Source organism: Pseudarthrobacter sp. NPDC058362 (genome assembly GCF_042723515.1).
In the GTDB taxonomy this organism is placed as follows: domain Bacteria; phylum Actinomycetota; class Actinomycetes; order Actinomycetales; family Micrococcaceae; genus Arthrobacter.
The window spans coordinates 473,940-497,543 of the sequence record NZ_JBHXIW010000001.1 but is presented as its reverse complement, the minus strand read 5'-3'; the positions used below and the strand labels follow the sequence as shown (position 1 = coordinate 497,543).

Here is a 23,604-nt window from a genome sequence, read left to right as displayed (position 1 = left end):
GACGTCATGAAGGGCTGGCAGTTCTTTCGAACTGCCAGCCCTTCATATTTAAAGCGTGTGGTATCGCTAAACATCATGGGCAGACATCGGCGAAAGCACTCCCCGAATGGGATTTCGCCTTACCCTTCCCCCGGCCACAGCTCCTGCGCTGCGCACTGTTGGCACTTCTTGCAGCCATGGCCTTAGCGGTGGCCATCTTCGCCCTCCTGCGGACCTCCTGAGGCGCGCTTGACCTTCCTCTGCAATCTGCGCGCCTGGCGAATTATCCTGGCTTTAATGCTGGCCCTGCTGGCATTCGTCGCCTACTGGCCCCACCCCGTGGACCAGCCAGTCCACGACGCTTTGACGGCCACCTTCGATTTTCTCCACCGCCACGGAATACCCACGTGGTTGAATTACAAATTTCTGGAAGCCTCGGCCAACGTCGTGTTATTCATCCCCGTCGGATTTGCTAGCAGCCTCGCTTTTCCCAAGAAGTACTGGTGGCTGCCCGGCGCGTACGGGCTCGGGCTCTCCACCTGCGTGGAACTGGGACAGTTACTGTGTCTTCACAATCGCTTCCCCAGTCCGCTGGACCTTGTCACAAACATCTCTGGAGCTGTCATCGGGGCGGCGCTGGCCGCCGTCCACTAAAAAACCTGGGGCCCGCCGCCTTGCGGCGACGGGCCCCCGAAGCTCGACCAGCGGCTTAGCCGTTGATGAAGCCCTTCATCCAGGTCTTCAGCTCTTCACCGAACTCCACACGCTCGGAGGCCAGCGTGATAACGGCCTTCAGGTAGCTGAGCTTGTCGCCCGTATCGAAGCGGCGGCCCTTGAACACCACGCCGTACACTCCGGAACCTTCACCCTCGGCCGCGGCAAGGGTCTGCAGGGCGTCGGTCAGCTGAATTTCATTGCCGCGTCCCGGCTCGGTGTTTTCCAGCACGCCGAAGACGGACGGGTGCAGCACGTACCGGCCAATCAGGGCCAGGTTGGAGGGTGCCTCTGCCGGCGATGGCTTCTCCACAAGGCTGTTGACGCGGACGTAGTCCTCGCCCTCCACTGCAGTGACGTCCGCGCAGCCGTAGGCGCTGATCTGGGACGGGTCAACCTCGATCAGTGCGATCACCGATCCGCCGGTCTTCTGCTGCACCTCCATCATGGTGGTCAGCAGGTCCTCGGCCTCATCGATCAGGTCGTCACCCAGCAGGACGGCGAACGGCTCGTCGCCCACGTGCTGGCTGGCACACAGCACCGCGTGGCCCAGCCCCTTCGCTTCGCCCTGGCGGACGTAGTGGATGGGGCCCAGCTCCGAAGCGTACTGGATCGACTCCAGGCGGTCCTTGTCGCCTTTGAGCTCAAGCACGCGTTCCAGGCCCGGCTCACGGTCAAAGTGGTCCTCCAGGGAGCGCTTGTTGCGTCCCGTAATCATCAGCAGGTCCTTCAGGCCCGAGTTCACAGCCTCCTCCACCACATACTGGATTGCGGGGCGGTCCACCACTGGCAGCATCTCCTTTGGCATTGCCTTGGTGGCTGGCAGGAAACGGGTCCCTAATCCGGCAGCAGGAATGACGGCTTTGGTGATTTTTTTCCCGGTTGTCATAGGTGAACCCTACAAATGGCGGCTGCACAATGCCAATTCGGGGTTGCGCGGCAGCACCAACACATCTATGGTTGCCGTCCCGCAAACACCTACCGCATCCATGAGCTTCCGCCCGACCGCGAAGTTTGCACTGTTGATGGCGTCCTCGACCTGCTGTGCCAGCCATGCCAGCCGTTCGGCGCCGACCATCACCGACGCCACCCGAAGGCTGATCACGGCGTCCACCGCAGCCGGAAAATCATTGCGCACCAGGGCAGCCGCAAGCCGGGACCGGCGCGCCTCCCAGAGGGCAACATAATCCGCCGCAAAGCGGGATGCGATGTCCGGGCTCTCCAACTTATCCGCAAGATCCGCCAGGACCGCGGGATCCACGAGCGGAATGCCGCTGCCTGGCGCCCCATCCACGGCGTCGCCACTTCCGATATTCATGTTTCCCCCAAAAACGGTGCTGCATCTCTTGGCGGCAGGCCTTTCGCCTGCGGCTTTGCTTTAGTTGTTCTTTTTCTGTCCCAAAATCGCTTTAAGCCGTGCTTCGGCGTCGTCATCCGGGCGGGCTGCCGCCAGGTTCGCCTCGGTGATGGCCCGCACCACTTCCTCACGCTGGATGGTGATACCGCGGGGCGCTTCGATCCCGATCCGCACCACGTCTCCCCGGGACTCAAGAACGGTAATGACAATGTCGTCACCAATGAGAATTTTTTCATCGACTTTGCGTGTTAGTACCAGCACAGCGCCACTCTATCCCAACGCAAAATCGCGCTGATTGCTATATACAAAAGGGCCACGGTCATAGCCTTGGAGCGGGCGAGGGCCTGCCGTCCAGCCAGCCCACCGGTACTTCCAGCCGGTTCACCGATTCCGGCGTGCTTGTCCCATGGCTGTGCTCCACGGCCAGCCCGGTCACCTCTACGGCCGCTTTGACGGCCCCCACCCACGACGCGGTGTCCGCCTCCTTCATCCGCGCGTCCACCGCCACCCATACCTGGTCCGCAGCGAGCGAGGCCAGCCCGGCAAAGTCCATGCCTCCCCCGCGCGCGGAACCGATCCCCCAAGCGACGAACACCGGGTAGCCGCCTTCGACTCCCGCAGCGCGTGCTGCCACCGCACCGGCCCGATTGCCCAGCGGAAGATACCCCTGCGCCGCGTGACTGCCGCCCGTGTACACGCCTCGGGTATCGCCGTCGGCCCTTCCCACGCCGCCTGCCGCAGCAGCATCCTGCGCCAAGTCCTGGCACACCTTCAGGGCGTCCGTCTGGAGGCCCACCACCACGGTGAGGTCCCCCGGATACCTGCCTGGCCGCGGGGCCCGGTATGCCCGGCGTCCCCGGACACCGGGCGCCGCCCCGTCCCCGGGTTGGGCTTCCAGCTTGGCCATGGCACCGGTGGATCGTGCGAGGTCCTTGACGAGCTCATCAAAGCCGCCGGACATGGTGGAAACCGCCGGAGCGGTGGCCTTCGCTGCGGCGGCCGCGGGACCGGAGCCGGCTTCGACCTGGTCGGCCTCCGCAAGCAGGGCGGCAATGCCGGCCCGCGGCCGGACCGCGGCGCTGCGCTGCTGTTGCAGTTCGGGCACGCGGACCGTCACCTCATAATGGCGCCTGGCCAGATATCCCTTGATGCCGCCTACGGTGACGGCCTCGGCGCTGACAATCCGGGCATCCGGACCGTACCGGCTCCGCACCCGTTCGCGCAGTTCCTCCATGGAACTGCCGCTGAGCTGGATTTCCATCGGTACGTCTAGAGTGCCGGCGCGAAAGCCGGAAGACGGCGCCCTGCATGGACGATGCCGCCCAGGGCGTGGGCGCCCAGCGACTCCAGGTAGGCGGTCCGTCGGCTGGCAGACAGGCGGGACTGCAGCTGCGGCGCGGCGGCCGGGGCCTCGCCCGTGTAGTGGGTGGCCAGGCCGTCCTGCAGAAGCCGGATCGCCTCGGCACGCTGCTGCGAGACGGCGGAGTGGGTCAGGCCCAGTTCCTCCGCCAACTCCTTGACCGTCCGGTCCTCGAAGTACACCTGTTCCACGATAAAGCGCATCTTCTCCGGCAGGGCCTCCACGGCCGTGCGCAGGAAGCCCTGTCGCTCCGAAAGGAGGACTTCGCTCTCCGGCGAGGCGCCGCCGTCGGCCACCAGGAACTCGGCGATGGTGCCGTCGATGGTGGACACCGTCCGTGCAGAGTCCGCCAGGGCGGCATCCGCGGTGGCCTGGTCCACGCCCAGGGCGGCGGCGATCTCAGTGGACGACGGCGCCCGGCCAAGTTCTGCGGTCAGGGTCTCCTGGACGGCCAGGGTCTCCCGGATCCGGCGCCGGGCAGAGCGGGGAGCCCAGTCGCTGGAGCGCATGTCGTCAGCGAAGGAGCCGATGATCCGGCGCCGGGCGTAGGCGCCAAAAGGGACTCCTCGGGACGGGTCATAGGAATCGGCGGCCGTGATGAGGGCGATGGCGCCCACTGATGCCAGGTCCTCACGAGAAATATGTGTGGCCTTGGCGCAAATATCCGAAACCAGATATCCCACCAGTGGAAGGTTTTCGAGCACCAGTCTGTCGCGTTCGTTCCGATCCATTTTTCCCCATTTTGACAAGAAACTTTTTGAGCCAACCAGCGTGTCAAGTTGTGTGACGCGCGGCTCCGGGAATAAAGCTACCAGCGAGTTGCCGGTGTTATTCCCGCTCAGCCGCAGGTTATCCATTGTTTTTACGCAGGATCCGTCCAGCCGCCGAATTATCGCGTTCCAAGGCCATCAAAAGCGCCTCACGCGGAGATCGGTTCGGCCATCCGGACGACGCCCACGGTCTCGATTCCGGTCTTCGCGGCGGTGGCCTCCTGGTAGGAAAGGACCACCAGCCCGCCGGACTGGGCAGACACCAGCCGGTGGACTGCAGGCCGGAGCGCCGGGGCGCACACCAGCACCGGCGCCTGCCCGGCCGCCTCCGCCCGCGCCACTGTGTCACGCACGGCCCCCAGCAGCGCCTCGAGCCGTCCCGGCGACATCATGATCTGCGTGCCGTGCTCCGAAGGGCGCATGCCCTCCAGCAGGCTTTGCTCCAGCAGCGGCTCGATGGTGAGCACCGCAAGGGAACCATTGCTGACATGTTTGGCTGCCACCACTGGGCCTAGGCCCTGCCGGGCTGCCTCGATCAGGCCCTCGGGGTCGGTGGAGACCTTGGCGCGCAGGGTCAGTGCCTCATAGATCCTGGGCAGGTCGTTGATGGGCACCTGCTCGGCCAGCAGACCCTGCAGCACCCGCTGTACCTCTGCCAACGTCAGCAGCCCCGGAACCAGCTCCTCCACGGCGGACGGGCTCTGCTCCTTCACGCCCTCGTTGAGCACCCGCACGTCCTCGCGGCTCAGCAGCCGCGGCGCGTTCTCGGTGATGATCGCTGACAGGTGCGTCACCAGTACCGACACCCTGTCGATGACCGTGGCACCGGCCATCTCGGCCGCATGGCGCATTTCCGAAGGGACCCACTTGCCGGAGAGCCCGAACACGGGCTCTTCCGTTATGGTGCCGGGCAGCGCCTGCAGCCCCTCTCCCAGCGCCAGGACGCGGCCCGACGGGGCCTGGCCCCGCCCGGCCTCGACCCCGGCGATCCGGATCACGTAGGTGGACGCCGGCAGCTCCACGCTGTCGCGGGTCCTTACCGGGGGGATGACGATGCCAAGTTCCATGGCGATCTTATGCCGCAGCGAACGCACCCGGGCCAGGAGGTCGTCAGAGGCTCCCGAGACGATGTCCACCAGGTCCGGGGCCAGCTGGATTTCCAGTGCGTGTACGCGCATCTGTTCCATGATCTCTGCAGTGGGATCCGGCTTCGCCGCGGCCTGGCTTTCTGTTGCGGCTTCGAGGTCCGCCGCTGCCTGTGTGTCCGCGGCGGCCTTGACCCGTTGGGAGGCGAACAGCAGGAATGCGCCCACCAGGATGAACGGCAGCTTCGGCATGCTCGGAATCAAGGCCATGACGATCGCTGCCAATCCCGTAATCATCAGGGCGTTCCGGGACTGGGCAAGCTGCGAGGAAGCAGTGGAACCCATGTCCGATTCCGCGTTGGAGCGGGTAACGATCATGCCGGTGGCGACGGCCATCAACAGCGCCGGGATCTGGCTGACCAGCCCGTCTCCGATGGTCAGCAGGCTGTACGTGTCCAGCGCCTCCATGATTTCCATGCCGCGCTGGGCCATGCCAATGGCCACCCCGCCCAACAGGTTCACGATGATGATGATGATGCCGACGATCGCGTCACCCTTGACGAATTTTGATGCGCCGTCCATCGCGCCGTAGAAGTCGGCCTCCGCCGAAACCTCCGAGCGCCGCTCGCGCGCTTGATCATCCGTGATCAGGCCGGCGTTCAGGTCCGCGTCGATGGCCATCTGCTTGCCGGGCATGGCATCCAGGGTGAACCTTGCACCCACTTCGGCCACACGTTCGGCGCCCTTGGTAACCACCACGAACTGGATGACCACCAGGATCAGGAACACCACGATGCCGATGATCATGTTCCCGCCCACAGTCACCTGGCCGAAGGCATCAATGACGGCGCCGGCGTGCGCCTCGCCCAGGACCAGCCTGGTGGAGGCCACATTGAGGCCCAGCCGGAACAGCGTGGCCACCAGCAGCAGCGACGGGAACACGGAGAAGTCCATGGGCTTCTTGACGAACATCGTGTTCAGCAGGACCACCAGGGCGAACAGGATGTTCATCACGATCAGGAAGTCCAGCAGGGCTGCCGGGACGGGCACCACCAGGATCAGGATGATGCCTACGACGCCGACCGGTACCGCCAGTCGGCCAAGGTTGCGGTTCATCGTGCGCGCCTTCCGGTTGCGGGAGTGGGTGTGATGGGGGTGTGGTGGGTGTTCAGGGCGTGGGTGCCGGCGGCGGAGCCGCGGGCCTTGAGCTGCATGACGAACGCCAGCACCGCGGCCACCGCGCTGTACAGCTCGGCCGGGATTTCCTGGCCGATCTCACAGGACGCGTGCAGCGAGCGGGCCAGGGGCACGTCGCGGACCAGCGGCACGCCTTTGGCCTCCGCCTCTTCACGGATCCGCAGCGCGATGTGTCCGGAGCCCTTGGCGGTGACCCGCGGGGCCGACTTTCCGGCCTCATAGCGCAGCGCCACGGCGATGTGGGTGGGGTTGACCATGACGACGTCGGATTCGCCCACCGCGGCGATCATCCGGTTCCGGCTCATCGAAAGCTGCCGGGACCGGCGCTGGGACTTGACCAGCGGGTCGCCGTCGGAATTCTTGTGCTCGTCCTTGACCTCCTTCTTGGTCATCCTGGTGCGCTTCCGGTTCCGGCGCTGGACCACCAGGACGTCCGCAATGGCCAGCACAATGCCTGCGGCGACGGCGTACTGGATGAGGGCGCCGATGCCGCCGCCGGCCGAGGCCAGCAGTGATGCCACCGACAGGCCGCCGGCCGTCATGAGCACCGGCACCAGGCCCTGGATCACCAGGTACAGCACCAGGCCCACCACCGCCGTTTTCAGCAGGGCTTTGACGCCTTGCCAGAGCGCCTGGGTACCGAACGTCTGTTTCATCCCGGCGACCAGGTTGAACTGCTCGAACTTGCCGCGGAACTTACGGAAGTTGATGCCGCCCTGGCCTGCCGCTCCGAGGAACACGGCCACGAGGACCACCCCGAGCATCGGAAGGAGGCTGGCACCCATGGACCCGAGCCCATCACCCAACATGCGCAGCGCCTCTCCGGGGTCCGGGCTGCGGACCGCTGCAGAGACGTTGAAGAGCTGGTCGTTGGCTGCCTGCGCGGCCCGGTCCAGGGTGGAGGGCATCATCACAGCCGCGGCACCGATCCCCAGCCACGCCGTGAGGTCCTGGGATTTGGACAACTGGCCCTTGGACCGGACCTCCTTCATGCGCTTCTCGGTGGCCTGCTCTGTGCGCTCGCCGGAGTCCTGGGACATCTACCTCACCCCCATCAGCGTGTTGACGGCGTCGCCGCTGATCGCAGCCACCACCCTTGGCAGCGCCACGAAAATCACGGCCGAGAAAATCAGGGTCAGCAGGATCTTCAACGGGAAGCCCAGTGCGAAGGCGTTCAGGGCCGGCGCCACGCGGGTGAGCAGTCCAAGGCCCACATCCGCCAGGAACAGCACAACCAGCAGCGGCCCGGCAATCTGGACTGCGGCCAGGAACATGCCGGTGGTGCCGGTGACCATCAGCTCACCGGCACGGGCGAGGTCCACCGTGCCGGCGATGGGCAGGGCCGTAAAACTGCGGGCGAGGCCGCCCAGGATGAGCTGGTAGCCGTCGCTCACGAACAGGAGTGCCAGGGCGGTCATCTGGAACAGCCGGGTGAACTGGGCTCCATTGACCATGGACTGTGGGTCAAAGGCCTGGGCGAGCTGGAAGCCGCCGAAGAGGTCGATCAGGTTGCCGGCGGACTGCAGTGCGGAGAACACCAGCATGACCAGGAAACCCAGCACGCCGCCGGTGAGGATCTCCATGGTCAGGGCGCCCACGAATCCAGCGGTGTCCAGCGGTTCGTAGCCGGGCACTGTCTGCGGCGAGACGGCCAAGGCCAGCCCGATGCCCAGCATGGCCTTGACCCGCAGTGGAAAGGCGTTGTAGGAGAAAGGCGGGGCGATGGCCAGGAAGGTCACCATCCGCACGGATGCCAGCATGACGGCTTCCAGCCATGCCTGGTTAAGCGGGATTTCCACTACTAGCCGTTCCCCAGCAGCGAAGGGATTTTCTCGAACAGCATCTGGGTGAACGTCACGGCTTCGGAGATCATCCAGTGCCCGGACACCATCAGGACCACCGCGACGGCGATCGCCTTGGGCACGAAGGACAGCGTGACTTCCTGGATCTGCGTGATGGACTGCAGCAGCGAGATGCCGAAGCCCACGGCGAGCGCCGTGATCAGCACCGGGGCGGACAGCTTCGCCGCCAGCCAGAGGGCCTGCAGGCCGATGTCCATGACTGCGCTGGTGTTCATCAGGTCCCCGCGTAACTGCCCACGAGGGCCTTGATGATCAGGCCCCAGCCGTCCACCAGGATGAACAGCAGGATCTTGAACGGCAGCGAAATCATCACCGGCGGAAGCATCATCATGCCCATGGACATCAGCGCCGATGCCACCACCAGGTCAATCACCAGGAAGGGAACAAAAATGACGAAGCCGATGATGAAGGCTGCGCGGAGCTCGGACACCATGAAGGAGGGGATCAGCGTCAGCAGGGGCACCGCTTCCGGGCTGGCCGGGTTCTCCATGTTGGCTGCCCGCGTCATCAGGGCGATGTCCTCCTCCCGCGTGTGGGCGAGCATGAACGCCTGCAGCGGCTTCACCCCGGTCTCGTAGGCGGTGTCAAACGTCATTCCGCCGTTGAGGTAGGGCTGGAGGGCGGTCTCGTTGATCTGGGTCAGGACCGGTCCCATGATGAACAGGGACAGGAACAGGGCAAGTCCGGCCAGCACCTGGTTGGGCGGAATGGAGGGCAGTCCCAGGGCGTTGCGGGCCATGGCCAGGACTACGAAGATCTTGGTGAAGGAGGACATCATCAGCAGCAGCGAGGGCGCCACCGCAAGGAGGGTGATGCCCAGCAGCGTGACGATGGCGCCCGCAGGTGCCCCGTCAGGGCCGTTGATCTCGACGGAGAAACCGCCATTGGCGTCCTCCGGAGCGTCCGGATCCGAGGGCGGGGTGGGGTCCACCGGCGGCAGCGGTGCGGCGTGGCCGGTGGCGGAGGCCAGGAGCATCAGGGCCGCCGCCGCGAAAACGGCAGCAAGAAGGTGCAGCACCCCGATCCGGGGGCGCAGGGATGAAGCGGGCACGGTCAGTTCCTGGAACCATTCGTCAGGGCATCCGTGCCGGTTGATTGGACGGCATCCGTGCCGTTTTTCAGCGCATCCGCTCCGGTGCGCAGCGCCGCGGCGCTGTCCTGCCAGGTTTTGAGCGAGAGGATGGAGCCCTCCAGCCCGTTGCGCGATCCGCGCGTGCGGCGACGTTCACGGCGTTCCCGGCTGATCGCCGTCGTACTTTCACCCGTTTCCGCCGCCAGCGCGTCCCTGAAGGACGCAGCCGGGGCAGCCTGGACAGCGGCCGGTTCGGCCGTGCGGGCATCAGTGCTGTTGATCACCGTCACGGACTGCTCGGTGACACCGAGCAGGAGGCGCTGTCCGTCCGCCTCGACGATGACGACGGATGCTTTTTGGCCGATTCCCTGCCGGGCGATGAGCTGGAGGGGGCGGGAATTGCCGACGGCGGTCCCCGCGTTCCTGCCAACGCGCCGCTGGATGATCCACAGCAGGGCCAATACGGCTCCCAGCGAAAGGATAACCCGCAGCCAGAGAATCAGCTCGTCCATCAGTGGACGCCGTCGGCAATGTCGAGGATACGCGTGATCCGGACGGCGTAATCCTGATCCACCACCACCACTTCACCGTGGGCGATGACCCGTCCGTTGAGCAGGACATCGGCCGGCGCGCCCGCGGAACGGTCCAGCTCCACCACGCCGCCGGGCTCCAGGTTCAGGACGTCGCGTACCGACATGCGGGTGCGGCCGATTTCCACGGTCAGCGCCATCTCTACGTTGTTGATGCGGCCGAGCTTCCCGGCCATGCTGCCGTGCTGGCGCTGGTGGCTGTCTGCTGACGGAAACGCGGTCCCGCCAAGGACCCCGTTTTCCCGGACACGGATGCCGAACCAGCCTGCGGTGCTTTGCATGTCCCGCAACTCGAACACCACTGTCTCGGGGTCGCTAAACAGGGCGGTGGCATCCTCGTCCCGGCATTCGCCCAGGACGCCTGAACCGAGCGCCGCGCTGGCGTTTTCCATGGCGGGCCGCAGCACGTTCGCGGCCGTGACCAGGCCTGCGCCGCCGCCGGCAGGAAGGACTGAGGAGGCATCCACCAGGGCCAAGGCGATGTCCGCGGAAACCGAGCCGACGAAGTTGGCGCTGACAGCCGAGGCGGCGGCGCCTGGCGGAAGGGCGCCGGCGGCGGGAGCCGCAGTCAGGGGTACCGGAGTAGGCAGCAGCTCAACCAGGGCAGCTGCGGCTGAGGTTTGCAGGGTGTGGTTTGCGCTCATCGGCGGGTCTCCTGGGTATTGACGATAACTGCGGCCAGCCGGGCACCGTTCGCTCCGGGCGCGGCCTGTGCCAGCGCCCGGCCTTCCACGGTGATGTCCAGCGGCCGGTGGGTGGGATGCGGCAAGGGAACCAGGTCCCCCACCGCCAGGTTCAGGACGGTGGTGGGGCGCACGCTGGCCGGGGTGAGGCTCAGGGAGACATCCACGGGCACGTATCCCAGCTGTTCCAGCAGCATGTCCTTCGAGTTCTCCGCTGAGGCAGTGGGATTGGCGGCGCCGAGGCCCGCCAGCAGCACCTCGGCGGGCATGGCGATGGTTGCGTCCGACGCGTCCTCGCCCACCCGGATGCTGAAAGAAGCCACGATCATGAGGTCCGTGGTGGCGGCGGCCTGGGCGAACTGGGAGTTGTGCTGAATGCTTTCGAGGCTGATGGCCGGTTCCATGAGTGAACCCAGCGAGTAACGGAGGTCCTCGAGGGCGTCCTCCATCAGGCGCCGCACCAGCGAATGCTCGATCTGCGTGAATTTGCGCTCCGGCGCCGGCTGGCTTCCGTTGCCGCCCAGCATCCGGCCAACCCAGGCAAGGCCCGCGGCGGTGGGAAACTGGATCACCGCTTTGGAGTCCAGGCCCTCGAGCCGGCACAGCACCATGGCCGTGGTGGACGGCAGGGACGCGGCGTAGGCGTCATAAGTCTGCATCAGGACGTTGCCGAACGTGACCTGGGATTTGACCCGGACCTTGGCGGTCAGCTGGGTGCCCCACTGCCGGGCAAAGGTCTCAAAGGCCAGTTCCAGGATCCGGCTATGCTCGCGGGCAAGGGTGGTGGGACGCCGGAAGTCATAGACTTCCACCGTCCGGGGTGCCCTCGCCCTCGGGTTGGGATTCTGGTTTTCCTGTGGACTCACGGCTCCCACTATCGGCCGCGGCCGGCCGCTCGTAAGGCGGTCAGGTGCTGCGTGATTTGAGCACGCCGGGAATCAGGGCACGGACCGTTTCGCTTTCATCCGAAAGGACCACGACGTCGGTACGCCGGTTGAGCATCAACTCCTCCGCCGTTTTGCCGGGCGTCAGCGGACGCGCGGAACCGAACCCCACGGCGCGGATGCGCTCCGGTGCGATGCCACCGGGCCTGATGAGGTTCCGCACCACGTTGGTGGCGCGTTCGGAGGACAGCTCCCAGTAGCGGGGGTTTGGTGCGGCGACCTTGGCGGTGTGCCCTTCGACGGCCACCTCCCGCTTGGTCAGGGACACCACCGGGCGGATCGTGTCCAGCACGCGCACGGTCTGGTCCGTCAGGTCCGCGGAGTCTGGCCTGAAGAAGGACTCGGCGCCCACCAGCCGGATGCTCAGCCCGCGCTCGTCGATGGCGAACCGGACGGAATCCAGCAGGCCCTGCCGGGCGAGGTCCTTGCTGATGCGGGCCTTGATGGCAAGCAGTTCGTCCGTTTCGGCCATGGCAAGTTCAAGGTCCGTCATGCCTTCGAGCTCTACATCGACCTTTTCGGGCGGAACCACCACGCCTTCTGCGGTGTCCACCTTGCCCTCATCCACGACCCCGAAACCACTCGCCAGAGAGTTCTTCAGCTTCTCGAATTTTTGGGCATCCACTGAGGACATGGCGAAGAGCACGATGAACAAGCACATCAGGACCGTGACCATGTCCGTGTAGGAGGCCATCCAGCGTTCGTCCGGGTGCTCGTCCGGTGGGACGTAGGCCTGCCGTCCGCGACGGCGGGGCATCAGGCGGCGTCCTCGAGGCGGGGCAGCACGCCGTCCTTCCCTGCGCCCTTCTTCCCGGTTCCTTCCTTGGGCAGGGCGTGGGCCGGGACCAGGGCCCGCAGCCGTTCCTGCAGCAGGAGCGGCTGGCTGCCGGCCTGGATCGCCAGGACGCCTTCCATCAGCAGCTGCATCCGGGCCAGTTCCATTTCGTTGACCTTGGCCAGGCGGCTGCCCAGGGGAAGCCAGATGAAGTTGGCCGACAGCAGACCCCACAGGGTGGCAACGAAGGCGGCTGCGATCATGTGGCCCAGCTCGTCCGGGTTGGAGAGGTTCTCCAACACGTGCGTCAGGGACACTACGGTGCCGATGATGCCGATAGTGGGCGCGTAGCCACCCATGCCCATGAAGAATTTGGAGCAGGCGTGGTCCGACTTTGCCTTGGTGGCGATTTCGTCCTCGAGCATGATGCGCAGGTCTTCGCCGTCCGTGCCGTCCGCAACGTTCTGCAGGGCGCCGCGCAGGAAGGGATCCTCCTGTTTGCCGGCTTCCTCTTCAAGGGCGAGCAGTCCCTCGCTGCGCGCTTTTTCCGCCAGGACCACGATCTGGTCGATGCTGTCTTGGGGTTTGGTGGCACGGCCCATGAATGCCTTGGGCAGTGACTTGAACGCGCGGAGCGCCTCACGCATGGTGGTTCCCGCCAGTCCCACGGCCAGCGTGCCGCCCAGGACCATGATCATCGGCGCCGGCAGCAGGATGGAGTTCACGCTGGAGCCTTCGAGCGTGATCATGGCGTAGAGCGAGCCGAACGCCAGCAGCAGGCCGATAATTGTTGCGGGATCCATAGTTACTCTCAGTGTGTGGGGGGTTGCTCGGCCGTGGGGGCCGGAGGGTGGACGATGCTCAGGGGCCGCGCTCCGGGCTCCGGGGCCAGGACCGGAAGATCACGGGCGGTGGCCAGGACCCGGGCACGCCAGTCGGCGATCAGGTCAATGACTGCGCCCAGCGGCTCCGTGACGATGTATTTGGCCCCGTCCACCATCACCAACGTGGTGTCCGGGCTGGCGTACATGCGTTCGATCAGGTCCGGATTGACGGCAAACTGCGCACCATTCAGACGGGTTACAACGATCACGGGGCCCACTCCTGCATTCCGAGCCCGGCGGGCTTTCCCCCTAGACTTTCGGCAGTCCAGGGCCAGCCGTTAGCATTCGGGTTTTGTCCACATGGGCCCTAAACGGCCGACAAAGCCCTCTGAGTGGACAAGACTCCCGAAGGCTAGCGCTTCAGGTTGGTCAGTTCCTGGAGGACCTCATCCGAGGTGGTGATGATGCGTGAGTTCGCCTGGAAGCCGCGCTGGGCCACGATCAGGTTGGTGAACTCCTGGGAAAGGTCCACGTTGGACATTTCCAGGTAGCCGCCGGAGAGGGTGCCCACGCCCGGATCCCCCGCACTGCCGATGACGGCGCCGCCCGAGTTAAGGGTGGACCGGTAGCCCGACGCGCCGGCCTTTTCCAGGCCACCAGGGTTGGTGAACGTGGCAAGTGCGACCTTTCCGACCGCTTCCTTGGCGCCGTTGCTGAAGGAACCAACAATCGTGCCGTCGGGCGACAGGGTGAAGGACTGCAGGGTGCCCGCGGCACGCCCGTTCTGGCCGGTGTTGACCAGGGTGTTCAGGCCCGCGTAGCCGGTGACAGCTGTGAGGTCCACGGTGATGCCGCCGACGGCCATGGTGCCCCCGCCGGTCTGCTTGCCGTTGGTGAAGGCGAGGTTGGTTGCCCCGGTGGCCCCGGCGCCGTCGTCGCCCGTTACTGCCCAGCCGCCGGCCGTGCGGCTGAAGGTGAGCACCATGGTGCGGGCGTTGCCGGTGCCGTCGAAAACGTCGACGTCGCGCACCAGCTGCGTGCCCACGGCGGCTTCGGAGGGGAGGTTGCCGCCCATGCTGGCACCGGTGGTGGCGGCCGCGGGTGCCGTAGCCTGCGGGTCAACGGTCAGGTTTCCGACGGCCCCGCCGGTGGGTACCTTGCCGTTGACGCCTTTCCAGCCCTGCAGGAGCGCGCCGTCCGGCGTGACAAAGCGGCCCTGGGCGTCCAGGTCCAGCGCGCCGGCGCGCGTGTAGAGCTGCTCGCCGCCCTTGCGGGTGACGAAGAAACCGTCCCCGGAAATCATCATGTCCGTGGAGCGGCCGGTGGACTGTGCTGACCCCTGGGCGAAGTTGGTGGAGATGCCCGCCACCTGGACGCCGAGGCCCACCTGGGCGGGGTTGGTGCCGCCTACCGTGGCGCCACCGGCACCGGCGCCCTGCGTCATCTGCGACAGGGTGTCCTGGAACTGGGTGGCCGAGGCCTTGAAGCCGGTGGTGTTTACGTTGGCGATGTTGTTGCCGGTGACGTCCAGCATGGTCTGGTGGGAGCGGAGACCGGAAATGCCGGAGTACAGGGAGCGGAGCATGGTATGTGCCTTTCGGGAAGGAATTCTTGAAGTTAGGAAGCGCCGGCGGCGATGCCGGTTACAGCGTCGAGGGCAACGGCCTGGCCGCCCACGGTGACCGAGGGGACCTTGCCTGCGTAGGAGACGGACGTTGCCAGGCCGGTGGCGGTCTGGCCGTCGGCTCCGGTGTAGCTGACCTGCTGTCCGATCAAGGCCGCCGCCGCGGAGCGCATCTGCAGGGAAAAGTTCTCTTCGGCGTTGGTGGAGAGCTGGTTCAGCTTTTCCATCATGGCCAGCTGGGTGGTCTGGGCGATCATCTCGTTGGTGTCCATGGGCGAGCTGGGGTCCTGGTTCTGCAGCTGGGTGACCAGCAGCTGCATGAACACTTCCCCGTCCATGGTCTGCTTGGGGGCCCGTGCCGGGGCCCCGGTGTAAAGGCCTGCATCCCGCGGGGCCGTGACAGCTTCAATTGGCATCCTTTGGTTCTCCTTGCTTCAGGCCAGTACGTCGAGGCCGGTTGTTCCGGCATACCGGAGGTGGGGGTGGATTTCCTGTCCGGGGAGGGCAGGGGAACTGACAGCCTGGAACTGCCGCGGGCTGTTGCCGGCACGTTCGGCGGGGCGGCCGCCAGTACCGTCCTGGGCGCCTTCATGGGCATGGTCGTCCGGGCCGCTCCGGGCCGAGAGATCGAGGTTGCTGCCGAGCCCCGCTGATGCGAGGTCGCGCTTCAGGTCCTGCAGGATGGACCGGAGGGCGTCACGGCCGGCGTCGTTCGGGGCGAACAGTTCCACCCGCACGCCCTCGGCGCCGATGTGCGCCCGGACCGTCACCGGACCCAGGTTTTCCGGAGTGACGCTCAGGGTCATGGTGTGCTGGCCGGGCTTTGCCGTGGCCAGGGAAAACACCGGGCCGGCCAGCTGCCCTGCCAGCGGCGCGTGGGCTGAGGCAGGAACCTGCCCGGCTGCCGGCGCGGGTGCCTGAGAGAGCGCCTGCGCTGGCGTCCCTTGACCGAGTGTTCCAGAGACCGGGCCGACGACGGCGGGTTGCGCCGGCTCCTGCAGGTCACCTGCGGCGGGGAGCATGTTCCCCCCGCTAGCGGCCGGAGTTGCCGCAGAGGCGAGAGTTCCCGCAGGGTCGAGGCTTACTGCAGGGGCGAGGCTTCCCTCCGCGGCCCCGGCAGCGGTCCCGCCATCGGCAGCGGTTCCGCCCAAGTTACCGGCGGCACCCTGCGCATTGCCCACCAATGGAGCCGCAGTCTGCTGCGTCACCGGGGTGGCGGATGCCGTGCTCAAGGCCGTGGCTGAGGTGGTGCCCGGAGTTCCGGTGGAACCCGTCGTGCCGCCAGACACGGCGAATGCCGCTGGAAGGCCGGGCGCTGCCGCAGTGGCGCTGACCGCGGCGTCAGTGGCCCCGTGCTGCAGAAGCTGCCGGGCCGCCGTCGTGCTCAATGCTGCCTCGGAACCCTGCGCGGCCGTCCCTGCGGACTGACCTCCCGGAAGGGGAAACGGCACCGCTTCTGCAGCTGTTTGCGCCGCAAGCGGCCCGGCAGCCGACGGACCCGCGAGGGACTCCCCGGCTGCCGGACCTGCACCGGAGACCATGCCTGCCTGCGCGGCTACGGTAGCTGCATCGGCCGGCACTGCCTCGTTCGCCGCGGACCCAGCCCGCCCGGACCTCTGCACGGAGGGTGCGGATGCGCCGGGCTCAGGTCCGGCGCCCTCCATCCCGCTGTTCCGTGCGTCGTTCCGGGCCGTAGTGCGGGCATCTTCGACGGCACGCTGGCGTGCCCTCTCAATGGCTCCGCGGTCCGCGGGTTCCGGTGCGGACGCCGCGGAGCGGTCCCCGTCCCCGCGGCGCTCAGAAGGCCCTGCTGCTAAAGCCTTCCGCATTTGGACGCCGAACCCGGCGTCCCCCATGCCCGCGGATTTGTCCTTGCGGGGCAGGGGAGCTGATGTCCCTAGGCGGGACTGGTCAATGGTTATCATCTGACGGCACCGGCCATCAGGGGTGAACGGGCCGCGGCCAGCAGCCCGGAAAGGTCGCCAGCACCCGCGGTCCCGGCACCGCCGGGCACGGAAGCGGCCGCGACGTCGCCGGCGGGCAGGATCCTGCGGATGGCGGTGACGTTCGCGTCCGTTTCCCAGGCGTCGCGGACCTGGATGGTCTTCCCCGGCTGGGGCGCATCGATGGCCTTGCCGTTCCCCAGGTAGAGGGCAACGTGGCCGCCGTTGAAGCTGAACAGCAGGTCACCGGGCTTGGCCTGGGCCATGGACGGCACGGCCGTGCCCTGCTTCATCTGGTCCCACGTGACGCGGGGCAGCTCGTAACCGAGGTCCCGGTACACGTTCTGCACGAAAGAGGAGCAGTCCAGGCCCACGGCGGGGTCGTTGCCGCCCCAGATGTAGGGCAGGCCGACGTACTTGGCCGCCGTCTCGCCGATCTTGCCCGCGCTGGCGGGCGGGCCGTCTGCGCCGGGTGCCGTGGCCGCGGGCGTTGCCGGGTTCAAGCCCGCGGTGCCGGTGCCGCCGAGGCCCGGCATGGACGCGGTCAGGGCTTCGAGGGCCTGGTCAAACGCCGCGGGGTCGGCCGGAAGTCCTGCGGCAGTGCCGGCCGGAGCCGGGCGCTGTTGGATCTGCTGCACCGGAGGGGTCTGTCCCGACATCTGCGTCAGCGCAGCGCGGATTTCCTGCATCCGTCCTACGGCTTCGATCATCGGCATCAGTGCTGCCCGCCGATCGTCCGGCCGCGCACTGCGAGTTCGTCCAGGCCGATCTGTTCGGCGCGCAGCGCTTCGCCGCGGGCGGCAGCATGGTGCCGGGCCTCCAGCTTTTCGATCCCGGCCGCGTGCAGGCGCGCCTGAAGGTAGCTTTCGTGCGCTGCGGCGGCAGCGGCCTGATGTTCGACGGCCAGCGCGTCCAGGGTGGCGAGCATGCTGCGCGCCGATGCCCGGGCCGCGGCAACAGCCAGCAGGGCAGGCGTGCCGCTGGCTTCGCTGCTGGTGGAGTCCAGTTCGTGCCGGGCGGCCCGCTGCCGGTCCGCGTGCAGTCCGGCAGTCCGGTTCGCTGCCGCCAGCGTGCTCGCGGCTTCGTCCTCCTGGAGTCGGCGCAGGCGCATCAGGCCTGCGAGGGGGAAGGGTCGTGCCATCAGGATTCTCCGAGGGTGGTGGTGAGGTTGATCAGCTGCGTCCAGGCGTGGTCCGCCGGGGTGCTTTCGTTCATGAATTGCTGCAGGAACGCCGCGATGGCGCCTTCATGGTCCAGTGCGGCGTCGACCAGGGGGTTGCTGCCGCGGGAGTAGGCGCCGACGTCGATCAGGTCCTGCGCGGCGTTCCGGGCCGCCATGACTTTCCGCAGCTTCGCCGCGGCTGCCGAATACTCCGGCGGGTTGACCTTGGAGGCCAGCCGCGAGATGGACGCCAGGGCGTCAACGGAGGGGAAGTGCCCGGAGACTGCCAGCCGGCGGTCCAGGACCACGTGCCCGTCCAGGATGGAGCGGGCCGAATCCGCGATCGGCTCGTTGTGGTCATCGCCGTCCACCAGCACGGTGTAGACGCCGGTGATGGATCCTTCGCGGTCGGTACCGGCGCGTTCCAGCAGCTGGGCCAGCACCGAAAAGGTCGACGGCGGGTAGCCGCGGGTGGCCGGCGGCTCGCCAACGGACAGGCCGATCTCGCGCTGCGCCATCGCCACGCGGGTCAGGGAATCCATCATCAGGACGACGTCGGAGCCCCCTTCGCGGAACGCTTCGGCGATGCGCGTGGCCGTGAAGGCTGCCCGCAGGCGCATCTGGGCAGGCTCGTCCGAGGTGGAGACCACCACGATCGACCGGGCCAGGCCCTCGGCGCCGAGATCGTCCTCGAGGAATTCGCGCACTTCGCGGCCGCGCTCCCCCACCAGGGCGATCACTGACACCTCGGCATCCGTGCCGCGGGCGATCATGGACAGCAGCGAGGACTTGCCCACGCCCGAGCCGGCAAAGAGACCCAGCCGCTGGCCGCGGCCCAGGGTGGTGAGCGTGTCCAGGACGCGCACGCCGGTTTGCAATGGCGTGCTGATCCGTGCGCGGTGCATCGCCGACGGGGTGGGGTGGTCCAGCGGAACCAGCGCCTCGGTGCGGAGCGGGCCCTTGCCGTCAATGGGCCGGCCCAGGCCGTCGATCACCCTGCCCAGCAGTCCGCGGCCGGTGGGCACCAGCAGGGCCACGCCCTTGGTTCGGACGGGGTCCCCGGCGCTGATGCCGGCGATGCTGCCCAGCGGCATGCACCGCAAGCCCGTTGCTGACACGGCCACCACTTCGGCGTCGATGCCTTCGCCGTCGCCCACGGTGACCAGGTCACCGATCGCGGCGTCAATGCCGGCCGCTTCCAGCCCCAGTCCGAGGACAGAGGAGACAGTGCCCACCCGCTCGGGCCGGGCTGCGCCGATCGCGGCAGAAAAGTTGGCGGCCCGGGGCCGCCAGTCGAGGATCGTCACGGTTGTTCCACCGCCAGTGCGCTCTTGGCCCGGGCCAGGGCAGTGCTGATTTTGGCATCCAGGAAACCGTGCGGAAGTTCCGCCACGGCATCACCGCAGCTGAGCGCGGGATCCGGAGTGAGTCCGACGGCGGGCCGGCCAGGTTCGCCGGCCGGGGACACGCCGTCGGCCATTGCCCGTTCCAGGACATCGAGGTCCTGCGGGTTCATCCGGATGGTGACGACCTCCAGCCCCTTGCTGCCGGAGAGGGCGCGGTCCAGCGCCGCCCGGGCTGCCTTGGAGCGGTCCGCCAGCTCATAGCCCAGGATGGCTTCGGCGAGCTCGACGGCGGCAACCACCAGGGTCTCCTCCGCGGCGGCAACGGTCGGAACGGTGCGCGCACTAAGGACCTCGGCTGCAGACTGTAGCAGCCGGGCCAGGTAACGGGCTTCACGCTGCTGCTCGTCGCGGCGCGCAGCCAGGTCGGCTTCCAGTTCCTCCAGCAGGCGCAGGCGCTCGGCTTCGGCGGCGCGGAGCCCGGCGGTGTAGCCGGCGGCATGCCCGTGGACGTACCCGTCGTCGTGAATTTCCGGCTCCGGCCGGCGCAGCTGCGGAAACGCCATCTGGGCGAACCCGTCCTTAGTAGACAAAGGCATCTTCGTCGCCCCTGCGCACGGTGATGGAACCTTCGGCCTCAAGCTCGCGGATGGACCGGACGATCTCGGACCGGGCCTCCTCCACCTGGGAAGAACGGACAGGGCCCATCGAACTGATCTCGGATTCCAGGATTTCGAGGTTGCGTTCAGACACGTTGGTGTGGATGGCTTCCAGCACGGCAGGGCTGGCGCCCTTCATGGCCAACGCAAGCACGGAGACGTTGACGCCGCGGAGGATGCGCTGGATGTCGCGGCGCTCCAGCTTGACGATGTCAGCGAAGGTGAGCATGCGGGAACGGATTTCCTCGGCAAGCTCGGGGTCGAGGTCCTGCAGGCCGTCCAGGACGGACTTTTCGGTCAGGACATCCGCACGGTTGATGATTTCCACCAGCGGCTGGATGCCGCCCACGGCGTCTACGTGTTCAGGTGCAACGACGGCGCCGGCCCGGGCCTTGAGCGTGTCCGCCACTGCGGCCACGGCTTCCGGGGTGGCGGTGCCCATGGTGGCGATGCAGTGTGCCACCTCGGTCCGGGAACCCTCCGACAGCCCGGACATGACGGCGGAGGCGGCGTGCGGCGGCAGGTGGGCGAGCACCAGCGCGATAGTCTGCGGAAGCTCGCCGTCGAGCATTGCAATGATCTGGCCCGGCTCCGCGTTGTCCAGGAATTCGAACGACTTGCCGGCCATGGAGGATGTCAGCCGGTCCATCACGCCTGCGGCGCGCTCCACACCGAAGGATGCCTCCAGGAGGCCGACGGCGAATCCCTTGCCGCCGTGGGCGTGCCGGCGGCCGCTGACCGTCAGTTCGTGGAATTCGGTGATGACGCTTTCGGCAACGCCGGCGTCCACCCTGCGCAGCTTGACGATCTCCGCGGCAATTTCCTGCGCCTCGGTCTCGGAGAACTGCTGCATGACCAGCACGGCTTTGTCCTGGTTCATCTGCATCAGCACCACCGCGACCTTTTGGATCCCGGTCAGTTCCTTTTGGACGGTGTTCATACCGGCTGCCTGTCATCGATCAGGCTGCGGAGGTATTCCGCGGTCCGTTCCGGATCGCTGCCCGCCAACGCGTCGATCTGGGCGCGCTTGAGTTCAATGTCGGCTGCTTCGACCGGGGGTACCGGCAGGGCCTGGATGTCGATGGCCGCCGTGGGCGGACCGAGGGCAATGGGGGCGGGGACCGTCACGAGTTCCGGCTGCGGGTCGTAGCGTTCGCCCAGATCCACCGGTTCCCTGAGCTGGTGGCGGGAGCGCCGGGCATAGAGGACAGCGGCCAGGAGCATGAGGAGGAGGACGCCGGCCACGATGATGGCGGTGCGGATGAGGCCCGCCATCCTTTCTGCCTCGGCGGCTGCGTCGGCGGCTGCCAATGCCTCCGCTGCCGCATCGGCCCCTGCGGTGTTGAAAGGAACGACCTGAACCGTGACCTCGTCGCCGCGGTCAGCGTTGATGCCAGCGGCCGCCTGAACCAGATCGGTGATGCGGCCGACGTCGATTCCAGCGGCTGCGGCGTCGTTGACGGCCACGGAGACGGTTTGGCGGGTCAGCGTTCCGGCGGGAATCTTCCGGGATTCGGTGACCTTGTTGACGGCGTTGTTGCGGGTGCTCTCTTCGGAGTTGAACGTCCCGCCGTCGCCGGTACCGCCCGGAACGGCAATGTTGTCCGGGCCCAGGACGCCCGCGGCAGGGCCGCCGGTACCCTCATAGGTTTCGGTCTTGGTGGACTCGTTCAGGGCCAGGTCTTCCCGGGGTGACGTGAAAGCCTCTTCAACCCGTTCAGCGGATTCGCGGCTGATGTCCGCTGCCACAGCGACCGTGGCATTGCCGGGTCCCACCACACGGTCCAGCATGGACTGGACGGAGTTCCGGACGTTTTCTTCGTAATCGGCGGCCTGCTTGTCGGCCGAGCCGGTGGCTCCTGCGCCGACGGCGGAAAGAACGGTTCCCTTCGAGTCGATGACGGCCACGTTTTCGGCCTTCATACCCTCGATTGAGGCAGAAGTCAGGTGCACGATGGCCTGGATCTGGTCTGCGCTGAGGGTGACGCCGTTCTGTGTTTCCACGAAGACTGACGCAGTGGGCTCGGATTTGGTAGAGACGAAGACGGTCTCTTCGGGGATGGCGAGCCGGACGGACGCCTTCTTGACGCCTTCCAGGGCGGTCACCGTAGCAGCCAGTTCGCCTTCGAGGGCACGCTTGTAGGTGACCGACTGCTGGAACTCGGAGGACGTCACGCCCATGTCATCGAGCAAGGCATAACCGGTGGCCGTGGAGGAGGGCAGGCCTGCAGAGGCAGCCTTGAGCCGCTGGTCATAGACATTGGCCTCGGGCACCAGGATGGTGCTTCCGCCGCCGCTCAATTCGTAGGGCACGCCGTCGGCCCGCAGCTGCTCCACAATGGTGCTGGCGTCGGAGGCCTGGAGCCCGGAGAAGAGCGGCGTGTAGGAGGGCTTGGTCAGCACGGCGGTCAGGGCGAAGCCGCCCAATGCCAGTACTGCGATACCAAGGATCACCAAGGTGCGCTGGGCCACGCTGAAGCCCTGGACCACCCCGCCTGCCCGCTGCAGGAAGCCGTTAATCTTCGGTGGCATCAGGCCTGCATCCTCATGATCTCGTTAAAGGCGTCAACGCCCTTGTTCCGCACGGCAGCGACAAGCTCCAGGGTCACCTGCGCCCTGGTGGACGCCAGGGTGGCGGAGTGGATGTCGTCAAGATCGCCGGTAACGGCCTTGATGGCCAGCTCCTTGGACGTGGCCTGCAGTTGCTGGAGGTTGTCCACGGCGCCCGTCAGCGAAGAAGCGAAGCCGTCCCCGTCGCTGGGGCTGACTGCTGCTGGATTGGCGAGGTAACCGGTGGGCGCGACGGACTGGACGGCGCCAATGGGGCTGATGGGCATCAGGATTTTCCGATCTGGAGTGCGGCCTGGTAGGTCTCTTTGGCGCGGTCAACAACCGCTGCATTTGCCTGGTAGCCGCGCTGGGCCATGATGAGCGAGCCCATCTGTTCGGCCATGTCGATGTCCGGGTAGCGGACGTAACCGTCTTCGTCGGCCAGCGGGTGGTCGGGCTGGTGCACCACGCGGCCTTCGGCGTCGCCGAATTCGGCTCCGGCGACGTAGACGCCGGCGTTGCCCTGTCCGGCCTGGGCCAGGACGTACCTGGCCTGGAAGGCAGCCCCGTCTGTAGAGGAAGCGTTGTTGATGTTGGCCAGGTTGTCCGAGACGGCGTCGAGCCATTTACGGTGGACGGTCATGCCGGTCCCGGCGATGCCGATGGCGTCAAAGGTCATCAGTTGGTCCTCATTGCTGCGCGCACTGCGGAGAAGCTTCCCTCGGCCGCACGTGCGGCGAACTGGTAGCGCAGGACGGTGTCGATGTTGGAGAGCGTCTCTGTTTCGAGGTTGACGTTGTTTCCGTCCAGTCGCGTGGGTTCGAGGGAGCCCTCAACGCTCGCCTGGGCGCGGCCATCGCCTGCCTTGACGGAACCGGCCAGGGCTGCTTCGAACGCTACCCTCTGGGCCTTGAAGTTCGGTGTGTTGACGTTGGCGATGTTGTTCGCAATGGTGCGCTGGCGCAACGCCAACCCGTCCAAGGCGCTTTCCAGCGCCACGGCTGATACCGAATTAAACACAGAGAAGCCCTACTTGTGCAGAAGTTTGTGGCGGCCGATCCATGGCCTGGGAGGTGAGGCATCCGTGCTCACCTAGTTCTATCGGCACAGC

Annotated in this window: 29 protein-coding genes; 1 reads left to right on the top strand and 28 read right to left on the bottom strand. The window is 66.8% G+C overall.

The annotated features are described in order from the left end of the window. Positions 1–276 precede the first annotated feature (276 nt). Positions 277–633 carry a VanZ family protein gene (locus ACFWIX_RS02360; protein ID WP_377214501.1) on the top strand — a complete coding sequence of 119 codons (357 nt, stop codon included), beginning with the start codon at positions 277–279 and terminating at the stop codon, positions 631–633. 55 nt (positions 634–688) lie between these two features. Here the strand turns inward: ACFWIX_RS02360 and galU are convergent, their stop codons facing one another. The 28 genes from galU to flgB form a co-directional block, all read right to left on the bottom strand. Then, positions 689–1,582 carry a UTP--glucose-1-phosphate uridylyltransferase GalU gene (galU, locus tag ACFWIX_RS02355; protein WP_377214500.1) on the bottom strand — a complete coding sequence of 298 codons (894 nt, stop codon included), beginning with the start codon at positions 1,580–1,582 and terminating at the stop codon, positions 689–691. A 9-nt stretch (positions 1,583–1,591) separates the two neighbouring features. After that, positions 1,592–2,011, bottom strand: coding sequence for an Hpt domain-containing protein (locus ACFWIX_RS02350; protein ID WP_377214499.1), 420 nt, complete (start codon positions 2,009–2,011; stop codon positions 1,592–1,594). Between the two features lie 60 nt (positions 2,012–2,071). Further along, on the bottom strand, positions 2,072–2,311 hold the full coding sequence (gene csrA / locus ACFWIX_RS02345; protein ID WP_377214498.1) for a carbon storage regulator CsrA: 240 nt from the start codon (positions 2,309–2,311) through the stop codon (positions 2,072–2,074). Between the two features lie 58 nt (positions 2,312–2,369). After that, positions 2,370–3,311 (bottom strand): hypothetical protein, encoded by a 942-nt coding sequence (locus ACFWIX_RS02340; RefSeq protein WP_377214497.1) that lies wholly within the window; start codon positions 3,309–3,311, stop codon positions 2,370–2,372. Between the two features lie 8 nt (positions 3,312–3,319). Then, a complete protein-coding gene (locus tag ACFWIX_RS02335) occupies positions 3,320–4,141 on the bottom strand; it encodes a sigma-70 family RNA polymerase sigma factor (protein ID WP_377214496.1) in 822 nt (273 codons plus the stop codon). Positions 4,142–4,329: 188 nt separating this feature from the next. Continuing rightward, complete coding sequence (locus tag ACFWIX_RS02330; RefSeq protein WP_377214495.1) at positions 4,330–6,381, bottom strand: flagellar biosynthesis protein FlhA; 2,052 nt, start codon at positions 6,379–6,381, stop codon at positions 4,330–4,332. Next, a complete protein-coding gene (locus tag ACFWIX_RS02325) occupies positions 6,378–7,502 on the bottom strand; it encodes a flagellar biosynthesis protein FlhB (RefSeq protein ID WP_377214494.1) in 1,125 nt (374 codons plus the stop codon). The genes ACFWIX_RS02330 and ACFWIX_RS02325 overlap by 4 nt, the downstream gene beginning before the upstream one ends. Then, complete coding sequence (locus ACFWIX_RS02320) at positions 7,503–8,261, bottom strand: flagellar biosynthetic protein FliR (RefSeq protein WP_377214493.1); 759 nt, start codon at positions 8,259–8,261, stop codon at positions 7,503–7,505. A gap of 2 nt (positions 8,262–8,263) precedes the next feature. Further along, positions 8,264–8,539 (bottom strand): flagellar biosynthesis protein FliQ, encoded by a 276-nt coding sequence (fliQ, locus tag ACFWIX_RS02315; RefSeq protein ID WP_377214492.1) that lies wholly within the window; start codon positions 8,537–8,539, stop codon positions 8,264–8,266. Continuing rightward, positions 8,539–9,300 (bottom strand): flagellar type III secretion system pore protein FliP, encoded by a 762-nt coding sequence (fliP, locus tag ACFWIX_RS02310; protein WP_377214919.1) that lies wholly within the window; start codon positions 9,298–9,300, stop codon positions 8,539–8,541. The genes fliQ and fliP overlap by 1 nt, the downstream gene beginning before the upstream one ends. A 77-nt stretch (positions 9,301–9,377) precedes the next feature. Continuing rightward, on the bottom strand, positions 9,378–9,908 hold the full coding sequence (locus ACFWIX_RS02305; RefSeq protein WP_377214491.1) for a FliO/MopB family protein: 531 nt from the start codon (positions 9,906–9,908) through the stop codon (positions 9,378–9,380). Further along, positions 9,908–10,630 (bottom strand): flagellar motor switch protein FliN, encoded by a 723-nt coding sequence (gene fliN / locus ACFWIX_RS02300; protein WP_377214490.1) that lies wholly within the window; start codon positions 10,628–10,630, stop codon positions 9,908–9,910. The genes ACFWIX_RS02305 and fliN overlap by 1 nt, the downstream gene beginning before the upstream one ends. Then, positions 10,627–11,535 (bottom strand): flagellar motor switch protein FliM, encoded by a 909-nt coding sequence (locus ACFWIX_RS02295; RefSeq protein ID WP_377214489.1) that lies wholly within the window; start codon positions 11,533–11,535, stop codon positions 10,627–10,629. The genes fliN and ACFWIX_RS02295 overlap by 4 nt, the downstream gene beginning before the upstream one ends. Positions 11,536–11,575: 40 nt before the next feature. Then, positions 11,576–12,370 carry a flagellar motor protein MotB gene (locus tag ACFWIX_RS02290; protein WP_377214488.1) on the bottom strand — a complete coding sequence of 265 codons (795 nt, stop codon included), beginning with the start codon at positions 12,368–12,370 and terminating at the stop codon, positions 11,576–11,578. After that, the gene (locus tag ACFWIX_RS02285; RefSeq protein ID WP_377214487.1) at positions 12,370–13,191 is read right to left on the bottom strand and encodes a motility protein A; all 822 of its coding nucleotides are present in this window, start codon (positions 13,189–13,191) and stop codon (positions 12,370–12,372) included. Before ACFWIX_RS02285 ends, ACFWIX_RS02290 begins: the two co-directional genes overlap by 1 nt. Before the next feature lie 8 nt (positions 13,192–13,199). Next, positions 13,200–13,481, bottom strand: a complete 282-nt coding sequence (locus ACFWIX_RS02280) for a flagellar FlbD family protein (protein WP_377214486.1) — start codon at positions 13,479–13,481, stop codon at positions 13,200–13,202. 143 nt (positions 13,482–13,624) lie between these two features. Continuing rightward, positions 13,625–14,797 carry a flagellar hook protein FlgE gene (locus ACFWIX_RS02275; RefSeq protein ID WP_377214485.1) on the bottom strand — a complete coding sequence of 391 codons (1,173 nt, stop codon included), beginning with the start codon at positions 14,795–14,797 and terminating at the stop codon, positions 13,625–13,627. A 32-nt stretch (positions 14,798–14,829) separates the two neighbouring features. Further along, positions 14,830–15,252 carry a flagellar hook assembly protein FlgD gene (locus ACFWIX_RS02270; protein WP_377214484.1) on the bottom strand — a complete coding sequence of 141 codons (423 nt, stop codon included), beginning with the start codon at positions 15,250–15,252 and terminating at the stop codon, positions 14,830–14,832. 18 nt (positions 15,253–15,270) lie between these two features. Further along, positions 15,271–16,761, bottom strand: coding sequence for a flagellar hook-length control protein FliK (locus tag ACFWIX_RS02265; RefSeq protein WP_377214483.1), 1,491 nt, complete (start codon positions 16,759–16,761; stop codon positions 15,271–15,273). Further along, complete coding sequence (locus tag ACFWIX_RS02260) at positions 16,758–17,495, bottom strand: C40 family peptidase (RefSeq protein WP_377214482.1); 738 nt, start codon at positions 17,493–17,495, stop codon at positions 16,758–16,760. Before ACFWIX_RS02260 ends, ACFWIX_RS02265 begins: the two co-directional genes overlap by 4 nt. Further along, entirely contained in the window at positions 17,495–17,920 is a 426-nt protein-coding gene (locus tag ACFWIX_RS02255; protein WP_377214481.1) for a flagellar export protein FliJ, read from the bottom strand. The genes ACFWIX_RS02260 and ACFWIX_RS02255 overlap by 1 nt, the downstream gene beginning before the upstream one ends. Then, complete coding sequence (locus ACFWIX_RS02250) at positions 17,920–19,248, bottom strand: FliI/YscN family ATPase (protein ID WP_377214480.1); 1,329 nt, start codon at positions 19,246–19,248, stop codon at positions 17,920–17,922. Before ACFWIX_RS02250 ends, ACFWIX_RS02255 begins: the two co-directional genes overlap by 1 nt. Beyond that, complete coding sequence (locus tag ACFWIX_RS02245; protein ID WP_377214479.1) at positions 19,245–19,883, bottom strand: FliH/SctL family protein; 639 nt, start codon at positions 19,881–19,883, stop codon at positions 19,245–19,247. Before ACFWIX_RS02245 ends, ACFWIX_RS02250 begins: the two co-directional genes overlap by 4 nt. Further along, positions 19,867–20,883 (bottom strand): flagellar motor switch protein FliG, encoded by a 1,017-nt coding sequence (gene fliG, locus ACFWIX_RS02240; RefSeq protein WP_377214478.1) that lies wholly within the window; start codon positions 20,881–20,883, stop codon positions 19,867–19,869. Before fliG ends, ACFWIX_RS02245 begins: the two co-directional genes overlap by 17 nt. Then, a complete protein-coding gene (gene fliF, locus ACFWIX_RS02235; RefSeq protein WP_377214477.1) occupies positions 20,880–22,475 on the bottom strand; it encodes a flagellar basal-body MS-ring/collar protein FliF in 1,596 nt (531 codons plus the stop codon). Before fliF ends, fliG begins: the two co-directional genes overlap by 4 nt. Next, positions 22,475–22,780, bottom strand: a complete 306-nt coding sequence (fliE, locus tag ACFWIX_RS02230; protein WP_377214476.1) for a flagellar hook-basal body complex protein FliE — start codon at positions 22,778–22,780, stop codon at positions 22,475–22,477. The genes fliF and fliE overlap by 1 nt, the downstream gene beginning before the upstream one ends. Beyond that, positions 22,780–23,172, bottom strand: a complete 393-nt coding sequence (locus ACFWIX_RS02225) for a flagellar basal body rod protein FlgC (RefSeq protein WP_377214475.1) — start codon at positions 23,170–23,172, stop codon at positions 22,780–22,782. The genes fliE and ACFWIX_RS02225 overlap by 1 nt, the downstream gene beginning before the upstream one ends. After that, on the bottom strand, positions 23,172–23,513 hold the full coding sequence (flgB, locus tag ACFWIX_RS02220) for a flagellar basal body rod protein FlgB (protein ID WP_377214474.1): 342 nt from the start codon (positions 23,511–23,513) through the stop codon (positions 23,172–23,174). The genes ACFWIX_RS02225 and flgB overlap by 1 nt, the downstream gene beginning before the upstream one ends. Between the last annotated feature and the right edge of the window lie 91 nt (positions 23,514–23,604).